Genomic DNA, 15,599 nt, shown 5'->3' on the forward strand with positions numbered 1-15,599 from the left:
TCTCTCAAACTCACCACATTCTTCCCTCTGTTCTCCACATTTATCGTCAGCCATTATACCATCATGACCCTGTAGCGTATTTAGCCGAGTGATTATGCCAATCTAATGATTAATGCCGTTGATAAAACTAACCGCCGCCTGTTCTTTGCACTGGCACTGCCTAAGCCGCTACAACAAAAAATTGTACAGTGGCGGGCAGACCATCTCCCACCGGAGGCAGGACATCCGATTGCCGCAGCGAATCTGCACCTGACACTGGCTTTTCTCGGTGAGGTGAGCGCTGCCAAAGCGCAAGTATTACAACAGCAAGCGGGCCGCATCAGTCAATCAGGCTTTAACGTGATGCTAGATGATATTGGTCATTGGCCCAGTTCCGGCGTGGTATGGCTCGGTTGTAAAAACCCGCCTCGAGGGTTGTTGCAATTAGCGCAATTACTGCGCTCACAGGCCGCACGCAGTGGTTGTTATCAAACGCCGCTGCCTTTTCATCCCCATGTGACCCTACTGCGTGGCGCTGTGCGCCCAGTCGCTCTACCAGCCAAAACCCAAAATGAAAGCTTCCGCGGGGATCATTTCTCATTGTATGAATCTGTTTTCGCACGTGGCCGCACTCGTTATAACGTCATTCAAAGCTGGCCGTTGACGGGCAGTAGCAAGGATATCTGATGCCCATTAAACCCCTACTGACTTATGAGCCAAAATTACAATCGGCCACACTTATCCAGCGGTATAAACGATTTTTAGCTGATATTGTGACGCCCGCCGGAGAATCATTAACCATTCATTGCGCTAATACAGGAGCGATGACCGGATGCGCTACGCCAGGAGATACCGTTTGGTATTCAACTTCGGAAAATCCGAAACGTAAGTATCCCCACAGTTGGGAACTGACGCATACCCAAGAGGGGGATTGGATCTGCGTAAATACGATGCGTGCCAATGAGTTAGTGAGTTTAGCGATAGATAATAATCAGATCATTGAATTATCTGGTTACACTTCTGTCAAAAGAGAAGTTAAGTATGGGGATGAGAACAGCCGTATAGACTTGTTATTGCAGGCAGAAAATAGGTCTAACTGCTATATTGAAGTCAAGTCGGTCACCTTATTACAGCAACAGTGTGGGTACTTCCCGGATGCTGTCACCCTACGGGGACAAAAGCATCTCAGGGAGTTACAAAGCATGGTTGCCGACGGTCACCGGGCGGTACTTTTTTTTGCCGTATTGCATACGGGTATCAGGCAAGTTTCTGCTGCCCGACACATTGACAATCGCTATGCAGAATTGCTGGCCCAGGCTCAGCAAGCAGGAGTGGAGGTTATTTGCTACGGTTTTCAACTATCGCCTGACGGTATTGCATTGGATGTTCGCTTACCGTTATTACTGGACGAAACGCTGTCACCAAAAGCGCTGAATAAAAAAGCGATTATGGGGTCAAGCGACTCGCTAGATACGCCTTCCTTCACATCATTGTCAAGCAGGCGACAGGAATAATTGCCAACCTACCTTCCTTCTGTTATTTATAGCGGCCTGATTTTTCCCCGTCTTGGGGATTTCGATAGTGCGTATGAATGTAGGAGAAGCATCATGCAAGAAGGGCAAAAACGTAAAACCTCGTCCTTGAGCATTCTCGCCATCGCTGGGGTAGAGCCGTACCAAGAGAAGCCCGGCGAAGAGTATATGAATGCGGCCCAGTTGTTGCACTTCAAGCTGATCCTTGAAGCATGGCGCAACCAACTCAGGGATGAAGTCGACCGTACTGTATCGCACATGCAAGACGAAGCGGCTAATTTCCCTGATCCGGTAGACCGTGCCGCACAGGAAGAAGAGTTTAGTCTTGAACTTCGCAACCGCGACCGTGAGCGCAAACTGATCAAAAAGATCGAGAAAACGCTGAAGAAAGTTGAGGATGACGATTTCGGCTTCTGCGAATCTTGTGGCGTAGAGATCGGTATTCGCCGTCTGGAAGCGCGGCCAACTGCAGATTTGTGCATTGACTGTAAAACCCTAGCCGAAATCCGCGAAAAGCAGATGGCTGGTTAATAAGCCTACCCCAATTTATTGGCGTTGCACTCATAACCCTGCAACGCCTAGAACGACGGGTAAATACGGTGTCAGAACTCTTTCCGGCACCGTATTTCATAAGCTGGATCCCCTTTCCCTACTTTTATGCCCGATACTATCCATCACTCTGACCGCCAGCAGAATCAGTATGTCGGCCGCTTTGCGCCCTCCCCCTCTGGCGATTTGCATTTCGGTTCATTGATTGCGGCACTGGGGAGTTATTTGCAAGCTCGCGCTCAAGGTGGGCAATGGCTCGTTCGCATTGAAGATATTGATCCCCCACGTGAAATCCCAGGTGCAGCGGCACGTATTCTCGCCACATTAGACCATTATGGCCTCCATTGGGACGGCTCTGTTATCTATCAGTCTCAGCGCCATGAAGCTTATCGCGCAACCTTAGACTGGTTGGCACAACAAGGGCTGAGCTATTATTGCACTTGCACCCGTAGCCGAATTCAGCAAATTGGGGGCTACTACGACGGTTATTGCCGTGAACGCCATTTGCCCGCCAACGGTGCCGCCATTCGCTTGCGACAGACTCAGCCGGTTTATGCCTTTTATGATAAATTGCTCGGTGAACTGCATGCCGATCCCGCGCTGGCAAAAGAAGATTTTATTATTCGCCGCCGAGATGGCTTATTCGCCTATAATCTGGCTGTTGTGGTCGACGACGCTTTTCAAGGTGTCACGGAAATCGTGCGCGGAGCTGATTTGATTGAGCCGACGGTGCGCCAAATCGCGCTTTATCAACAGTTGCAGCAACCGGTTCCCAGCTATGTGCATTTGCCATTGGCGTTGAATCATGACGGTAATAAGCTATCCAAGCAAAATCATGCGCCGCCGCTGCCAAATGGCGATCCGCGACCAGTGTTAGTTGAAGCGCTGACGTTTTTGCATCAACCGTTACCTGAAAATTGGCAAGATCTTGATTTAACATTATTATTACGTTTTGCCGTCGAAAACTGGTCGTTGGCAACTATTCCTGCCTCAGGATTTCAGGGTCAATAAACCCTATTTCAGCAGGCTGATAATTGTCGCTGAAAACACAACAGCATTCTCAAAAGAAGTAGGGTGAGCTATGATTAGCCGCTGTTTTTCTGTCGTTCTGATATTTATTAGCCACTATCGAGGTGTACCATTTTTACCCGAGTAGCCAATTTCTGCCGTAAGGTACTGATTCGCGATGATAAATCGACCCGCGATAGCAAAACTGACCGTGACGACTCGGCCCGTGATAGCAGTACCCGTAAAGATAATGTGCGCGGTGAAGATAACGTGGCCCGCAAAGAAAGAAGGCCCGCCAGAGCAAATACTGGGCGCAAGAATCATGCGGCATCGGCTTCGCAAGAGAGTCCAATGACCATTATTCCGCGAGATCAGCACAATATCTCTCGCAGAGAAATCAGCGATAATGCGCTGAAGGTGCTCTATCGCCTGAATAAATCTGGCTATGAAGCCTATCTGGTTGGCGGCGGCGTTCGTGACTTGTTGCTGGGCAAAAAACCTAAAGATTTTGATATCACCACCAGCGCGACCCCAGAGCAAGTAAGGAAATTATTCCGTAACTGCCGTCTGGTCGGCCGCCGTTTCCGTCTGGCCCACGTCATGTTTGGCCCAGAAATTATTGAAGTGGCGACCTTCCGTGGTCATCACGAGCAACTGCAAGCCGAAGATAGCGATAAAAACTCTTCCCAGCAGGCACAAAGTGGCATGCTGCTGCGTGACAACATTTTTGGCACCATTGAAGATGACGCACAACGCCGCGATTTCACCATTAATAGCCTCTACTACGGCATTTCAGATTTTGCGCTGCGTGATTACACCGGCGGTTTACGTGATCTGAATGAAGGCATTATCCGGCTGATTGGCGACCCAGAAACACGCTACCGTGAAGATCCGGTGCGGATGCTGCGAGCAGTGCGTTTTGCCGCTAAATTGGATATGACGATCAGCCCAGAAACCGCTGAGCCAATCCCGCGTTTAGCGTCATTGCTGCGTGATATCCCACCCGCTCGTTTGTTTGAGGAATCTCTCAAACTGCTGCAATCGGGTTATGGCTACAAAACCTATTTAAAACTGTGTGAATACCAACTGTTCCAGCCATTATTCCCACTGATTGCCCGTAACTTTACTGAGCAGCATGACTCCCCTATGGAGCGCATACTGGTTCAGGTGCTGAAAAATACTGACCATCGTCTGCATAATGATCAGCGCGTCAATCCGGCCTTCTTGTTTGCCGCGATGCTTTGGTACCCACTGATTGAGCATGCGCAGAAGTTAACGCAAGAAAGTGGGCTGGCCTACTACGATGCTTTCGCTTTGGCAATGAACGATGTACTGGATGAAGAGTGCCGTTCTCTGGCGATACCGAAGCGTATTACTTCGTTGGTACGGGATATCTGGCTGCTGCAATTACGCCTGTCTCGCCGCCAAGGTAAACGTGCGCACAAGCTGATGGAGCATCCAAAATTCCGCGCTGCTTACGATCTGTTAGCACTGCGTGCCGAAGTGGAAAACAACCATGAGTTGCAGCGCCTTGCACAGTGGTGGGGGGAATTCCAAGAAGCAACGCCACTGCAACAGAAAAATATGCTGAATACGTTAGGGGCTGATCCGGCACCACGCCGCTCCCGAACTCGTCGCCCGCGTAAGCCTGCGCCACGCAAAGAAGGGGCATAATTCGCATCATGATCCGAGTTTATATCGCGCTGGGAAGTAATCAGTCCATGCCACTTCAGCAGGTTAAAACTGCGTTGGAGGCATTGGCGCATTTGCCGCGCACTCGGTTAGTGGCGTGTTCGCCTTTTTATCGTACCAAACCCTTAGGCCCGCAGGATCAACCCGATTTCCTCAATGCGGTGGTTGCTCTGGATACGTCACTGCCACCAGAGCAATTGCTGGATCACACTCAAGCCATTGAGCGCAATCAGGGAAGAGTCAGGAAAGAACAACGGTGGGGGCCGCGGACACTGGATCTGGATATAATGCTGTACGGCGATCAGGTGATAAAAACTGACCGCCTGATAGTTCCGCATTATGGTTTGAAAGAGCGTGAGTTTATGCTGTATCCACTCGCAGACATCGCACCTGATCTTATCTTCCCTGATGGCGAAGCACTTGCTACGCGCTTAGCATTAGTGGATAAAAATGGACTTGTGCCTTGGTAACCCGCCCCAAACACTGATAATCTCGAACGAAAATAACCCTACTATTCCTATCTGATATCTCCTTTCCATTTTAACCCCATTTCAGGAGAAAGAGTGATGAAAGCCACCACCATGAGCCACTTACGCCAATGGAAGCAAGAAAAGCGTAAGTTCGCCACACTGACCGCCTATGATGCCAGTTTTGCCCAGTTATTCGCCGAGCAGGGTATTGAAGTCCTGCTGGTGGGGGATTCGCTCGGTATGACTTTGCAAGGGTTTGACTCAACGCTCCCTGTCACCATCGCTGATGTGGCATACCATACCCGTGCCGTGCGCCGTGGTGCGCCACATTGCCTGTTATTGGCTGATATGCCGTTTATGAGTTATGCCACACCTGAGCAAACATTCACTAACGCGGCAGAGCTGATGCGTGCTGGGGCCAACATGGTCAAAGTGGAAGGTGGTAGCTGGTTATGCGATACCGTTCGCATGTTAGCTGAGCGTGCCGTGCCTGTTTGCGGCCACTTAGGGCTAACGCCTCAGTCAGTGAATATCTTTGGCGGTTACAAAGTGCAAGGCCGTGAAGAAGTGGCGGCCAATCAGTTGCTAAAAGATGCCTTGGCTCTTGAACTTGCCGGTGCGCAATTATTGGTATTGGAGTGCGTTCCCGTTGCGTTGGCAAAACAATTCAGTGAAGAGCTATCGATTCCGGTTATTGGGATTGGTGCAGGAAATGTGACCGATGGCCAAATTCTTGTTATGCATGATGCGCTGGGCATTACAGGCGGTCATACCCCCAAATTCAGCAAAAACTTCTTAGCGCAAAGTGCGGGTGATATTCGCGCGGCCATTAAGCTGTATATCCAAGAAGTTGAAAGTGGTGTCTACCCTGCTGAAGAGCACACCTTCCAGTAAGTTATTATTGAAAAATTATCCCCATAGGACTTGGCATTGTAGTCGATAGCAAGAGCATGTACGCCGATGAACGGACTCAATTCAGTTCATCGGGTATATGAACCTCGCTCCCCCTACAACGTCAAGCGTAAAGGGGGGAGGAAAGAAATGCTGATAATCGAAACTCTGCCACTCCTACGCCAGCAAATGCGCCGTTGGCGTCAAGAGGGTAAGCGTGTCGCGTTGGTCCCCACGATGGGCAACCTACATGAAGGGCATATGACGTTAGTGGAAGATGCCAAAACTCGCGCTGATGTGGTGGTGGTGAGTATTTTCGTCAACCCAATGCAATTTGAACGCGCTGATGATTTGGCTCACTACCCAAGAACGTTGCAGGAAGATTGCGAAAAGCTGACGCGACACGGCGTTGATTTAGTGTTTGCCCCCGCCGCCACCGATGTTTATCCCGCCGGGCTAGAAAGTCAGACTTATGTCGATGTGCCTGCGCTATCGACCATTTTGGAAGGCGCTAGCCGCCCTGGGCATTTCCGCGGCGTTTCAACCATTGTCAGCAAGCTGTTTAATCTGGTGCAGCCGGATATTGCCTGTTTTGGCGAAAAAGATTATCAGCAGTTAGCGCTGATCCGCAAAATGGTGGCGGATATGGGATACGACATCAATATTGTCGGTGTCCCGATTGTCCGTGCTAAAGATGGTTTAGCCTTAAGCTCACGTAATGGATATTTGACTGCCGAAGAGCGGAAAATTGCTCCCCAGCTCTATAAAATCATGCAAGCACTGGCAGAGAAGCTCACCGCCGGTGAACGGCAAATTGATGATTTACTCGCAGAGACTGCTGAGCAGTTACGTCTTGCCGGTTTTACCCCAGATGAACTGTTTATCCGCGACGCGGAGACCTTGCAACCACTGACGGTAGATAGCAAACAAGCCGTGATTCTAATGGCTGCTTGGTTAGGTAAAGCGCGGCTAATCGATAACCAGCAAGTGAATCTGCGCGACTGATTCTCATTGGGGCATTTCTATCGCATCGTGATAGACAAGTGATATAAAATCAGCAAAACTGAGCAATTGGTTCGGGATCAGTTGATGACGGAATCGGGTATTCGCTTAATCGGGGTCAAAGGTAAGAGTTATGATACGCACTATGTTGCAAGGCAAACTGCATCGAGTCAAAGTCACTCAAGCTGATTTGCACTATGAAGGTTCCTGCGCCATTGATCAGGATTTTCTGGAAGCCGCTGGTATTCTGGAATATGAAGCGATTGATATTTATAACGTTGATAATGGTCAGCGTTTTTCTACTTACGCAATCGCTGCTGAGCGTGGCTCACGGATCATCTCTGTGAATGGCGCAGCAGCGCGCTGCGCTTGTGTGGGCGATAAGCTGATTATCTGTTCATATGTGCAGATGTCAGATGCCGAGGCTCGCCTGCATCACCCGAAAGTCGCTTATTTCGAGGGTGAGAATCAGTTGCAGCGTAGGGCTAAGGCTGTTCCTGTTCAGGTTGCCTAATGACCCTTCGCCCTTGACGTGACAGCGGTGTTGGCTACGTTCACTTACCCGAATCACTTACTGATGTAAGCTCATCGGGATGCGTTTACTTGCCGCCTTGCTGTCACGCCAATGACTTTGGGTATTCCCTTCGATCTTAACGCGACAGCGGTGTTGGCTACGTTCTCTTACCCGAATCACTTACTAATGTAAGCTCATCGGGATGCGTTTACTTGCCGCCTTGCTGTCACGCCAATGACTTTGGGTATTCCCTTCGATCTTAACGCGACAGCGGTGTTGGCTACGTTCTCTTACCCGAATCACATTACTAGTGTATGTGATTCGGGATGTCATCTCTCTGTCATGGCAAATCGTTTTACGTAACTCGTGAATTAATAGTTAGTTAATTGTTGTTAATGCTGGAATTTAATCGTAATAAATAATGTCTTTGTCCAATATCGCCTTTCTCAACTCTCTGCGTCTCATGCTATGCTAGCGCACCAGATTTTCTCCCTTTTCAATCCAGCGCCGAATGCGCATAAGTAGAACGATAATGTGGCATAAAAACAGAATAGCTATTGGGATGCTACTCGGTGTTGTCATGTCGGTAATGATGCCGGCAACCCATGCAGATCTCTTGCCTGAAGATGCAGTACTTCTCCCGAAATATATGGTTGCGGAACGTGATAGCGAAATATATTCGCTGGTCGGCGAACGGGTCATTCCTGTCGGTGAGATAAAAGAAGATCAACTTATTCAGGTGTTGCCTGCAGCGGCGGAATACTATGAATTTAAATTTGGTAACGGTATTGGTTTTATTGATAAAAACGATTTACGCGATATCAATAAAGCCCGAAAAACCAACGATATTCTAGGTGACCTGAATAAGCCGTTGCCGAATCAAAATATTCTGATTAAGCGTACCACGACGGTTTATCTCGCAGCAGATGCCGACAGCGAGCAATTTGCAACGCTGGAAGAGAACTTGCGCTACCCCATTGTCGGTAAGCTGAAAGATAGGTCAGGTAACACTTGGTATCAGGTCAATATTGGCGACCGCTTGGGATATGTCAGCAGTGTTGATGCTGAAATCGACAACGGTATTCCAATTCTGACTTATCATCATATGTTGCGGAATGAAGAGAATAAGCGTTTCTTAAATACCTCGACCACCACGTCTGATGCGGCATTCAGTAACCAGATGACCTATCTCAAGCAGACGGGTTATGACACCATTTCGCTTTATCAGCTTGAAGGTTATCTGAACAATAAGATAAACCTGCCAGCAAAAGTCGTGGTGCTGACATTTGATGATGGCCTTAAATCCGTCCACCGCTATGCGTACCCCATTTTGAAAGAAAATGGTTTCCGAGCCACGGCATTTATTATTTCATCGCGAATTAAGCGGCATCCTCAAAAATGGAATCCTGACTCATTACAGTTTATGAGTATTGCCGAGCTGAAAGAGATTCAAGATGTATTTGATATTCAATCTCATACACACTTTTTACATCGGACGGATAATAAGCGTAACCCGATTTTATTGAGTCGTTCTTATCACAATATTGTTTTTGATTTTGAGCATTCACGTCGTGCGTTATCGCAATTTAATCCGCATGTTATTTTCCTGTCATATCCCTTTGGTGGGTTTAACCAAACTGCCATAGATGCAGCAAAAAGTGCAGGTTTCCATTTAGCGGTGACGACGATGCAAGGCAAGGTAAAACCGGGTGATAATCCATTTACACTGAAACGGCTTTATATTTTGCGTACTGACTCAATTCCAACCATGGCCGAGCGGATTGCCAATGAGCCAGGTCAGGTGACGCCAGCCCCAGCAGTGATGGAGTCTGATTAGTCAGTTGGTTATTTAGGCGGATAAAAAGAAAAATGGCGCTCTGGTAGGGCGCCATTTTTTTATTGTATAAAGCCAGTTAGTGAACGTAGTCACGCTGTCGCGTTTAGGTACGAAGCCCACGCCCACGCTCAATCAAAAACCAAGCCCATGCATAAAACACCGCAATAAACACCACCAGCACACCGATGGTAAACACCAGTGGCACATCGGTAATACCGAGGAACCCATAACGGAAGCCGCTGATCATATACACGATAGGATTAAGCTTCGACACGGCCAGCCAGAACGGCGGCAGAAGTGATAATGAGTAAAATACCCCGCCTAGATAGGTCAATGGCGTCAGCACAAAGGTAGGCACCAAACTGATATCATCGAATGTTTTGGCAAATACCGCATTCAACAAACCACCGAGAGAAAAGACTATCGCGGTCAGCAATAATGTCAGCGCAATCATTGACCAAGAGTGGACGTGCAGCGGCACAAAGAACAGTGAGATAATCGTGACCAGAATACCGACACAGATACCACGCGCCACCCCACCACCGACATAACCGATAATCACGATATGGGTCGGCACGGGTGCCACCAGCAATTCTTCAATGCTACGCTGGAATTTTGCCCCAAAGAATGACGCCGCGACGTTGGCATATGAGTTCGTGATAACCGCCATCATAATCAGGCCAGGGACGATAAACTGCATGTAATCAAAGCCCCCCATATCCCCGATTCTGGACCCGATCAGGTTGCCAAAAATAACGAAATAGAGCGACATGGTGATCACTGGCGGCACCAGTGTTTGAATCCAGATACGCGCAAAACGCGTGATCTCTTTGATCCAAATACTCTGTAGAGCTACCCAATACAGGCGGGTCATGCTTTTTCTCCCCCATTGCCATTGACTAAGGTGACAAACAGCTCTTCCAGACGGTTAGCCTTGTTACGCATACTTTGTACCTGAATTCCTTGTGCGTTCAGTTGGCTAAATAGTCCATTGAGCCCCTGTTCACGCTTAACATCAACTTCCAACGTTGAGGTATCCGTCAAACGATAACTATAGCCTTCCAGCTTAGGTAGCGGGCTTTTGATCGCCAAATCAAAAATAAAGGTTTCGGATTCGAGTTTACCCAGCAACTGTTTCATCGTGGTATTTTCGACCAATTCGCCGTTCTGGATAATGCCGATATTGCGGCACAGCATCTCAGCTTCTTCCAAATAGTGCGTAGTCAGGATGATAGTGGTTCCCTGTGCATTCAGCTCTTTCAGGAAGCCCCACATCGAACGGCGTAATTCGATATCAACACCGGCGGTAGGCTCATCGAGGATCAGTAATTTAGGTTCATGCATTAGGGCACGAGCAATCATCAAACGGCGCTTCATCCCGCCCGATAGACGAATCGCACGCTCGTCACGTTTGCTCCACAAATCCAACTGGCTGAGGTATTTTTCAGCACGTTGCAGCGCTTCGCGCCGCGTCACACCGTAATACCCCGCTTGGGTGACCACAATCTGCAAGACCGTTTCAAACGGATTAAAGTTAAATTCTTGTGGCACGAGCCCAAGCTGACGTTTAGCATTCACGATGTCCTGATCGATATCGTAACCAAACACATTTACTTTGCCCGATGTTTTGTTCACCAATGAACTGATAATGCCAATGGTGGTAGATTTACCCGCACCATTTGGCCCGAGCAGCGCATAAAAGTCGCCTGCTTCTACGTGCAGATCAATGCCACGCAGTGCCTGAACGCCACCCGCATAGGTTTTGGTCAGTTGCGTTATTTCCAGTGCATATGTCATAAGTAAAAAAGGACCTTATTCAATGGGTATCTCAGTTGTCGCGATACATTCATCCCTGACTTAACCTACCCCCCTTTGAAGCAGATCACTGAGGGTAAAAGGTATCCAAGCTGACACCGAGTTGATGTTACGTAGACAAAATTGCGTCATCAAAGGAACTACAGTTCCGATTTCAAAATTGGAATCATTGCCGTATATTATTCTATCGCAATCCGTTCATTACAGGCTATTTACATTCATGAAAGAAATAGAAAAGCTCATCGCGAATAATCGGACATGGTCAAACACCATCAGTAAAGACGATCCCGGTTTTTTTGAGCACCTGGCAGAAGCCCAGAAACCTCGCTTCCTGTGGATTGGCTGCTCAGACAGTCGCGTCCCTGCGGAGCAGCTTACCGGTTTGAAATCTGGCGAGTTATTTGTTCACCGTAATGTTGCAAACTTGGTTATCCATACCGATCTTAACTGCTTGTCTGTGGTGCAATACGCCATCGACGTTCTACAAGTTGAACACATCATTATTTGTGGTCACCTTGGCTGCGGTGGTGTTGAAGCCGCCATCAAAGGCGAAGAGATGGGGTTGATTGATAACTGGTTACTGCATATCCGTGATCTTTGGTATAAGCACAGTTCACTGCTGGGCGAACTCCCGCAAGAAGAACGTAGCAATGTGTTATGCCAAATTAACGTGGTAGAACAAGTGTACAACTTAGGTCATTCGACGATTGTTCGTTCAGCGTGGAAGCGTGGACAAAAAGCGATGATTCACGGTTGGGTATACGGGATTGAAGACGGCTTACTGCGTGATTTAGAAGTATCTGCCACCAGCTTGGGTAGCCTTGAAATGGTCTATCGCAAAGCCATGGCTGAGTTGTTGCAGCAAAAAACCAAAGAAGACTAATCAGTCTATGGGAGGGTACGGTAAAACGCGCCCTCTCCCATCAATCAATACCGCACTGAATCAGTTAAAACCACACACTTTATCTTCAAAAAAGGCGTATCAAGCTAAAACAGTTTGCGTGCGCCTAAAGTGAGTGGTTCTTACTACTCGTCTAACATCACCACTTTACCGACATAAGGTAAGTGCCGATAACGCTGTGCATAATCAATACCATAGCCCACAACAAATTCATCTGGAATCGCAAAACCGACCCACTCTACAGGCACTTGGACCTCACGACGCTGCGGCTTATCTAACAAGGTGCAGATAGCCAGTGATTTTGGCCCACGCAGTTGCAGAATCTCACGCACTTTACTCAACGTATTACCGGAGTCGATGATGTCTTCAACAATCAGCACGTCTTTACCACGGATATCTTCATCCAGATCTTTTAGGATTTTGACATCACGAGTCGTACTCATGCCGTTGCCATAGCTGGAGGCCGTCATAAAATCGACTTCATGAGAAACATCTATGGCACGACATAAATCAGCCATAAACATAAATGAACCACGAAGCAACCCGACCAGTACCATTTCACTGCCGCTATCGCGATAGTGTTCTGAGATTTGGCGGCCTAATTCGGCAATGCGGGTTTTTACTTCCTGTTCGGAAATCATGACTTCTACAATATGTTTCACAGCCAACATACCTATTTGAATTAATTGATTTTATATCCATTAAGCGCTGATTGAAATTGGCTTATGGATACAGAGTAATGCCCTTAGCTTAACACAAATCAGGAAATATCCCTTAGTGGCAGCCAGCGTTTGAGGGCGCAGAGTATAGCAAAAATGCCCCCATCGGTGCATTGATAGCAGTGAAACAAAAAGATTAATCCCCAAGTGGAAAAGATATGAAAAGTTATGAAGAACTCTGACCACTGACTTGTCGATGAGTTTTGCGAGGTATAATAATTGACCAAATCATAGAAATAATTCACTTGCTAACTAATCTATAAGAAAGGACTGTTTGGATGAGATATCAATCCGCCAATATGCTGGTTTCCTCTGCAAAAATTGCTTCCATTGCAACGTTATGCATGCTTGTTGCATTTTTTGGTTTAACGGCCTCCATATTTTATTTACTGATTTTGGGGCTGGTTTTTAGTGTATGGGTCTCTATCGCTTTACATCATCAAACTGAAAAAGGCTTCGCTCATCTCATTACTGATAAAACACAATGGATGACTTATGTACAAGGTATCCCAGTGCGCGAAACTCGCTCATCGTTAAAGAACCCTTGTTTTATCACTGTGGCGCGTTTGTCTTCTTTCTTTACGCTTTTCCTGATAATCAAAATGCTCATACAGCTGGCATTAATTTATTTAGCGCTACAGCAAACCCTGCATCTGACGATCACGCTTAGCCCCTATTTACTCTTAGCACTGAGAATTATCGGCGTGGTGATGGCCTGTATTCTTATCCAGAGAGTATGGCTGACAGTGAAGACATTGCTTGCACTGCGACGTTCAGAGTGGGTGTTTGAGGAAGTCCCAAAAGAGGGCTTTAGCTATTATCAGGCTTATATCATCAAGCATGATAAAAAAAGTGGCGAGCAGCGTCTTCAGCCGGCCTTGGCAGAGCTCCTTGCGCTATAACGCAACGGTTCACGTGACAAAAGATGCGTAACTTCCATCCATTCACTCACGCTGACCAGTAAAAAATCCCCGGCAACCTTACCGGGGATGAATTCAAGCGCTCACGGTAAAGCCCAACATCATGCCGGTGTCTTCATGCTCCAACAGATGACAGTGCGCCATATAAGGCATCGCGGCGGGGGCTAAATGGTTAAAGCGCACTAATATTTCACTGCGCGCCCCTTCAACTCTCACGGTATCTTTCCAACCACGGCGATGCTCTGCTGGCGGCTTACCATTCTCAGTCAAAATGCGGAACTGCGTACCATGGACATGGAATGGATGCAGCATCATGTCGCCCTCTCCGGAAACTGTCCATTTCTCATATTGGCCTTGTTTGGCATCAAATGCCGCTTCCGTCATCGAAAATGCTTTGCCATTGATCATGTTGGCATGGCTGAAATCAAACGCTGGTGCTGCTTTCATCGCGCCATGATCCATGCCATTCATTTTTCCATGGCCCATACCCGCCATATTGCCATGATCCATGCCCGACATGGCGCCGTGATCCATGCTCATGCCCGCCATAGCTTGCATGCCGTAACGGCTCATCAAAGCCTGCATTCCCAGCATATCCAACTTAGGATCCATCATCAGTTGGAACCAACGCTCTTGTAAACCGGTCGCATCGGCCAGTGCGGGCACCACAACCAGCGAGTCTGGTAATACTTTACTGCCAGCCACCAATGAAGGTTGGATGCGTAATACGGGCAGTGGTTTATCGAACGGCGCTAATGTCATGCCCATCTGTTTTACCGGTAAAGTCACCAGATCTAAGGCCTTACCATCCGAGGTATCCACCAGCACTTCGAAACGTTCCCCCATCAAGATAGGTAATTCACGTACCGCGACCGGTTCAGCCAGTAAACCACCATCGCTGCCGATGACATACATGGGTCTGCCGTCGCTTAGCGCCAGATTCAGTGAACGCGCATTACAACCGTTGAGTAGCCTTAACCGCACCCATCCACGCGGCGTAATTTGTTGCGGATAACGCGCACCATTGGTCAACATCAGATCGCCAAACCAGCCAACAGCTGCAGTCATGACGTCCAATTGATAGTCAATCTGACCATCTTTACCGAGCAACTTATCCTGCAAAATAACCGGAAAATCATCTACACCCCACTGTTTAGGCAAGGGCAATTTCTCGCTTTCTACGTCATCAATAAGCACCAAGCCGCCTAGTCCCATCGCGACCTGACGACCGGTTTTGCCGTGAGTATGGGGATGGAACCAGCAAGTCGCGGCGGGTTGATCGAGTGTGAAGGCGACTTGACGGGTTGCTCCGGGCTGAATGAGCGCCTGTGGGCCACCATCGACTTCACCGGGGATTTCCAGGCCGTGCCAATGCACTGTTGTCGTCTCTGGCAAGGCATTGGTGATATCAATCGTGACTGGCTTGCCCCGTTGCAAGCGAATGGCTGGCCCCAATAAATTGCCGTTATAGCCCCAAGTTTGGGTGGCAGCGGAAGGTACCCAAGCCATCGTCCCCGTCTGAATATTCAGCTTAATTTTGCCATTGGCATCCGGTTGGAGCAGTGGCGGGATAGGTAACGGTGAAAAATCTGCGGCCAAAGCCGCGCGGCTCCATAAAGGCAGTGAAGTGGCGGCTCCAAGAGCTGCCGTTAACTTGATAAAATCACGGCGATGCATGGTCGTCTCCATTCTGGAAAATCGATAACGGCTGATGACAAATCAGTATTTATCGCAGGTGAGTGCCTGAATGGCACAAAAGCAGTATTCGCA

16 protein-coding genes and 1 pseudogene are annotated in these 15,599 nt (G+C 48.2%); 12 read left to right on the plus strand and 5 right to left on the minus strand.

Features of this window, described 5'->3' with window-relative positions; translation table 11 throughout:
- Positions 1 to 105: 105 nt before the first annotated feature.
- The 4 genes and pseudogenes from thpR to gluQRS all read left to right on the plus strand — a co-directional run bounded on the left by thpR (position 106) and on the right by gluQRS (position 3,071).
- The gene (thpR, locus tag DA391_RS18395) at positions 106 to 666 is read left to right on the plus strand and encodes an RNA 2',3'-cyclic phosphodiesterase (RefSeq protein WP_050080275.1); all 561 of its coding nucleotides are present in this window, start codon (positions 106 to 108) and stop codon (positions 664 to 666) included.
- Positions 666 to 1,400, plus strand: a pseudogene (gene sfsA / locus DA391_RS18400) (DNA/RNA nuclease SfsA); the annotation flags it as partial. The gene thpR and the pseudogene sfsA, both read left to right, overlap by 1 nt.
- A gap of 186 nt (positions 1,401 to 1,586) precedes the next feature.
- Positions 1,587 to 2,042 carry an RNA polymerase-binding protein DksA gene (gene dksA / locus DA391_RS18410; protein WP_004875059.1) on the plus strand — a complete coding sequence of 152 codons (456 nt, stop codon included), beginning with the start codon at positions 1,587 to 1,589 and terminating at the stop codon, positions 2,040 to 2,042.
- Positions 2,043 to 2,168: 126 nt separating this feature from the next.
- The gene (gene gluQRS, locus DA391_RS18415) at positions 2,169 to 3,071 is read left to right on the plus strand and encodes a tRNA glutamyl-Q(34) synthetase GluQRS (protein WP_050872513.1); all 903 of its coding nucleotides are present in this window, start codon (positions 2,169 to 2,171) and stop codon (positions 3,069 to 3,071) included.
- Positions 3,072 to 3,185: 114 nt separating this feature from the next.
- Here the strand turns inward: gluQRS and DA391_RS24540 are convergent, their stop codons facing one another.
- Positions 3,186 to 3,392, minus strand: a complete 207-nt coding sequence (locus tag DA391_RS24540; RefSeq protein WP_226720627.1) for a hypothetical protein — start codon at positions 3,390 to 3,392, stop codon at positions 3,186 to 3,188.
- A 27-nt stretch (positions 3,393 to 3,419) separates the two neighbouring features.
- Between DA391_RS24540 and pcnB the strand changes: the two genes are divergently transcribed.
- The 6 genes from pcnB to DA391_RS18445 all read left to right on the plus strand — a co-directional run bounded on the left by pcnB (position 3,420) and on the right by DA391_RS18445 (position 9,474).
- Positions 3,420 to 4,742, plus strand: a complete 1,323-nt coding sequence (gene pcnB / locus DA391_RS18420; protein ID WP_313769878.1) for a polynucleotide adenylyltransferase PcnB — start codon at positions 3,420 to 3,422, stop codon at positions 4,740 to 4,742.
- An 8-nt stretch (positions 4,743 to 4,750) separates the two neighbouring features.
- Positions 4,751 to 5,230 carry a 2-amino-4-hydroxy-6-hydroxymethyldihydropteridine diphosphokinase gene (gene folK / locus DA391_RS18425; protein ID WP_050080271.1) on the plus strand — a complete coding sequence of 160 codons (480 nt, stop codon included), beginning with the start codon at positions 4,751 to 4,753 and terminating at the stop codon, positions 5,228 to 5,230.
- Positions 5,231 to 5,326: 96 nt separating this feature from the next.
- The gene (gene panB, locus DA391_RS18430; protein WP_167398183.1) at positions 5,327 to 6,124 is read left to right on the plus strand and encodes a 3-methyl-2-oxobutanoate hydroxymethyltransferase; all 798 of its coding nucleotides are present in this window, start codon (positions 5,327 to 5,329) and stop codon (positions 6,122 to 6,124) included.
- Positions 6,125 to 6,271: 147 nt separating this feature from the next.
- Positions 6,272 to 7,126, plus strand: coding sequence for a pantoate--beta-alanine ligase (gene panC / locus DA391_RS18435; protein WP_050080269.1), 855 nt, complete (start codon positions 6,272 to 6,274; stop codon positions 7,124 to 7,126).
- A 130-nt stretch (positions 7,127 to 7,256) separates the two neighbouring features.
- On the plus strand, positions 7,257 to 7,637 hold the full coding sequence (gene panD / locus DA391_RS18440; protein ID WP_019211042.1) for an aspartate 1-decarboxylase: 381 nt from the start codon (positions 7,257 to 7,259) through the stop codon (positions 7,635 to 7,637).
- 532 nt (positions 7,638 to 8,169) lie between these two features.
- The gene (locus DA391_RS18445) at positions 8,170 to 9,474 is read left to right on the plus strand and encodes a polysaccharide deacetylase family protein (RefSeq protein WP_050285870.1); all 1,305 of its coding nucleotides are present in this window, start codon (positions 8,170 to 8,172) and stop codon (positions 9,472 to 9,474) included.
- A 103-nt stretch (positions 9,475 to 9,577) separates the two neighbouring features.
- Here the strand turns inward: DA391_RS18445 and DA391_RS18450 are convergent, their stop codons facing one another.
- Both DA391_RS18450 and DA391_RS18455 read right to left on the minus strand, forming a co-directional pair.
- Positions 9,578 to 10,348 (minus strand): ABC transporter permease, encoded by a 771-nt coding sequence (locus DA391_RS18450; RefSeq protein WP_050080266.1) that lies wholly within the window; start codon positions 10,346 to 10,348, stop codon positions 9,578 to 9,580.
- Complete coding sequence (locus DA391_RS18455; protein ID WP_049604784.1) at positions 10,345 to 11,271, minus strand: ABC transporter ATP-binding protein; 927 nt, start codon at positions 11,269 to 11,271, stop codon at positions 10,345 to 10,347. The genes DA391_RS18450 and DA391_RS18455 overlap by 4 nt, the downstream gene beginning before the upstream one ends.
- A 238-nt stretch (positions 11,272 to 11,509) precedes the next feature.
- Between DA391_RS18455 and can the strand changes: the two genes are divergently transcribed.
- Complete coding sequence (gene can / locus DA391_RS18460) at positions 11,510 to 12,172, plus strand: carbonate dehydratase (protein ID WP_019211045.1); 663 nt, start codon at positions 11,510 to 11,512, stop codon at positions 12,170 to 12,172.
- A gap of 143 nt (positions 12,173 to 12,315) precedes the next feature.
- On the opposite strand, the gene hpt is transcribed toward can, so the two are convergent.
- Positions 12,316 to 12,852 carry a hypoxanthine phosphoribosyltransferase gene (hpt, locus tag DA391_RS18465; protein ID WP_042806689.1) on the minus strand — a complete coding sequence of 179 codons (537 nt, stop codon included), beginning with the start codon at positions 12,850 to 12,852 and terminating at the stop codon, positions 12,316 to 12,318.
- Positions 12,853 to 13,187: 335 nt separating this feature from the next.
- On the opposite strand from hpt, the gene DA391_RS18470 reads away from it, so the two are divergent.
- Complete coding sequence (locus DA391_RS18470) at positions 13,188 to 13,811, plus strand: hypothetical protein (protein ID WP_050080264.1); 624 nt, start codon at positions 13,188 to 13,190, stop codon at positions 13,809 to 13,811.
- Between the two features lie 93 nt (positions 13,812 to 13,904).
- Here DA391_RS18470 and cueO read toward each other — a convergent pair whose 3' ends face one another.
- Positions 13,905 to 15,506, minus strand: a complete 1,602-nt coding sequence (gene cueO / locus DA391_RS18475) for a multicopper oxidase CueO (protein WP_050285869.1) — start codon at positions 15,504 to 15,506, stop codon at positions 13,905 to 13,907.
- Between the last annotated feature and the right edge of the window lie 93 nt (positions 15,507 to 15,599).

It is taken from the genome of Yersinia massiliensis, from assembly GCF_003048255.1.
Taxonomy (GTDB): Bacteria; Pseudomonadota; Gammaproteobacteria; order Enterobacterales; family Enterobacteriaceae; genus Yersinia; species Yersinia massiliensis_A.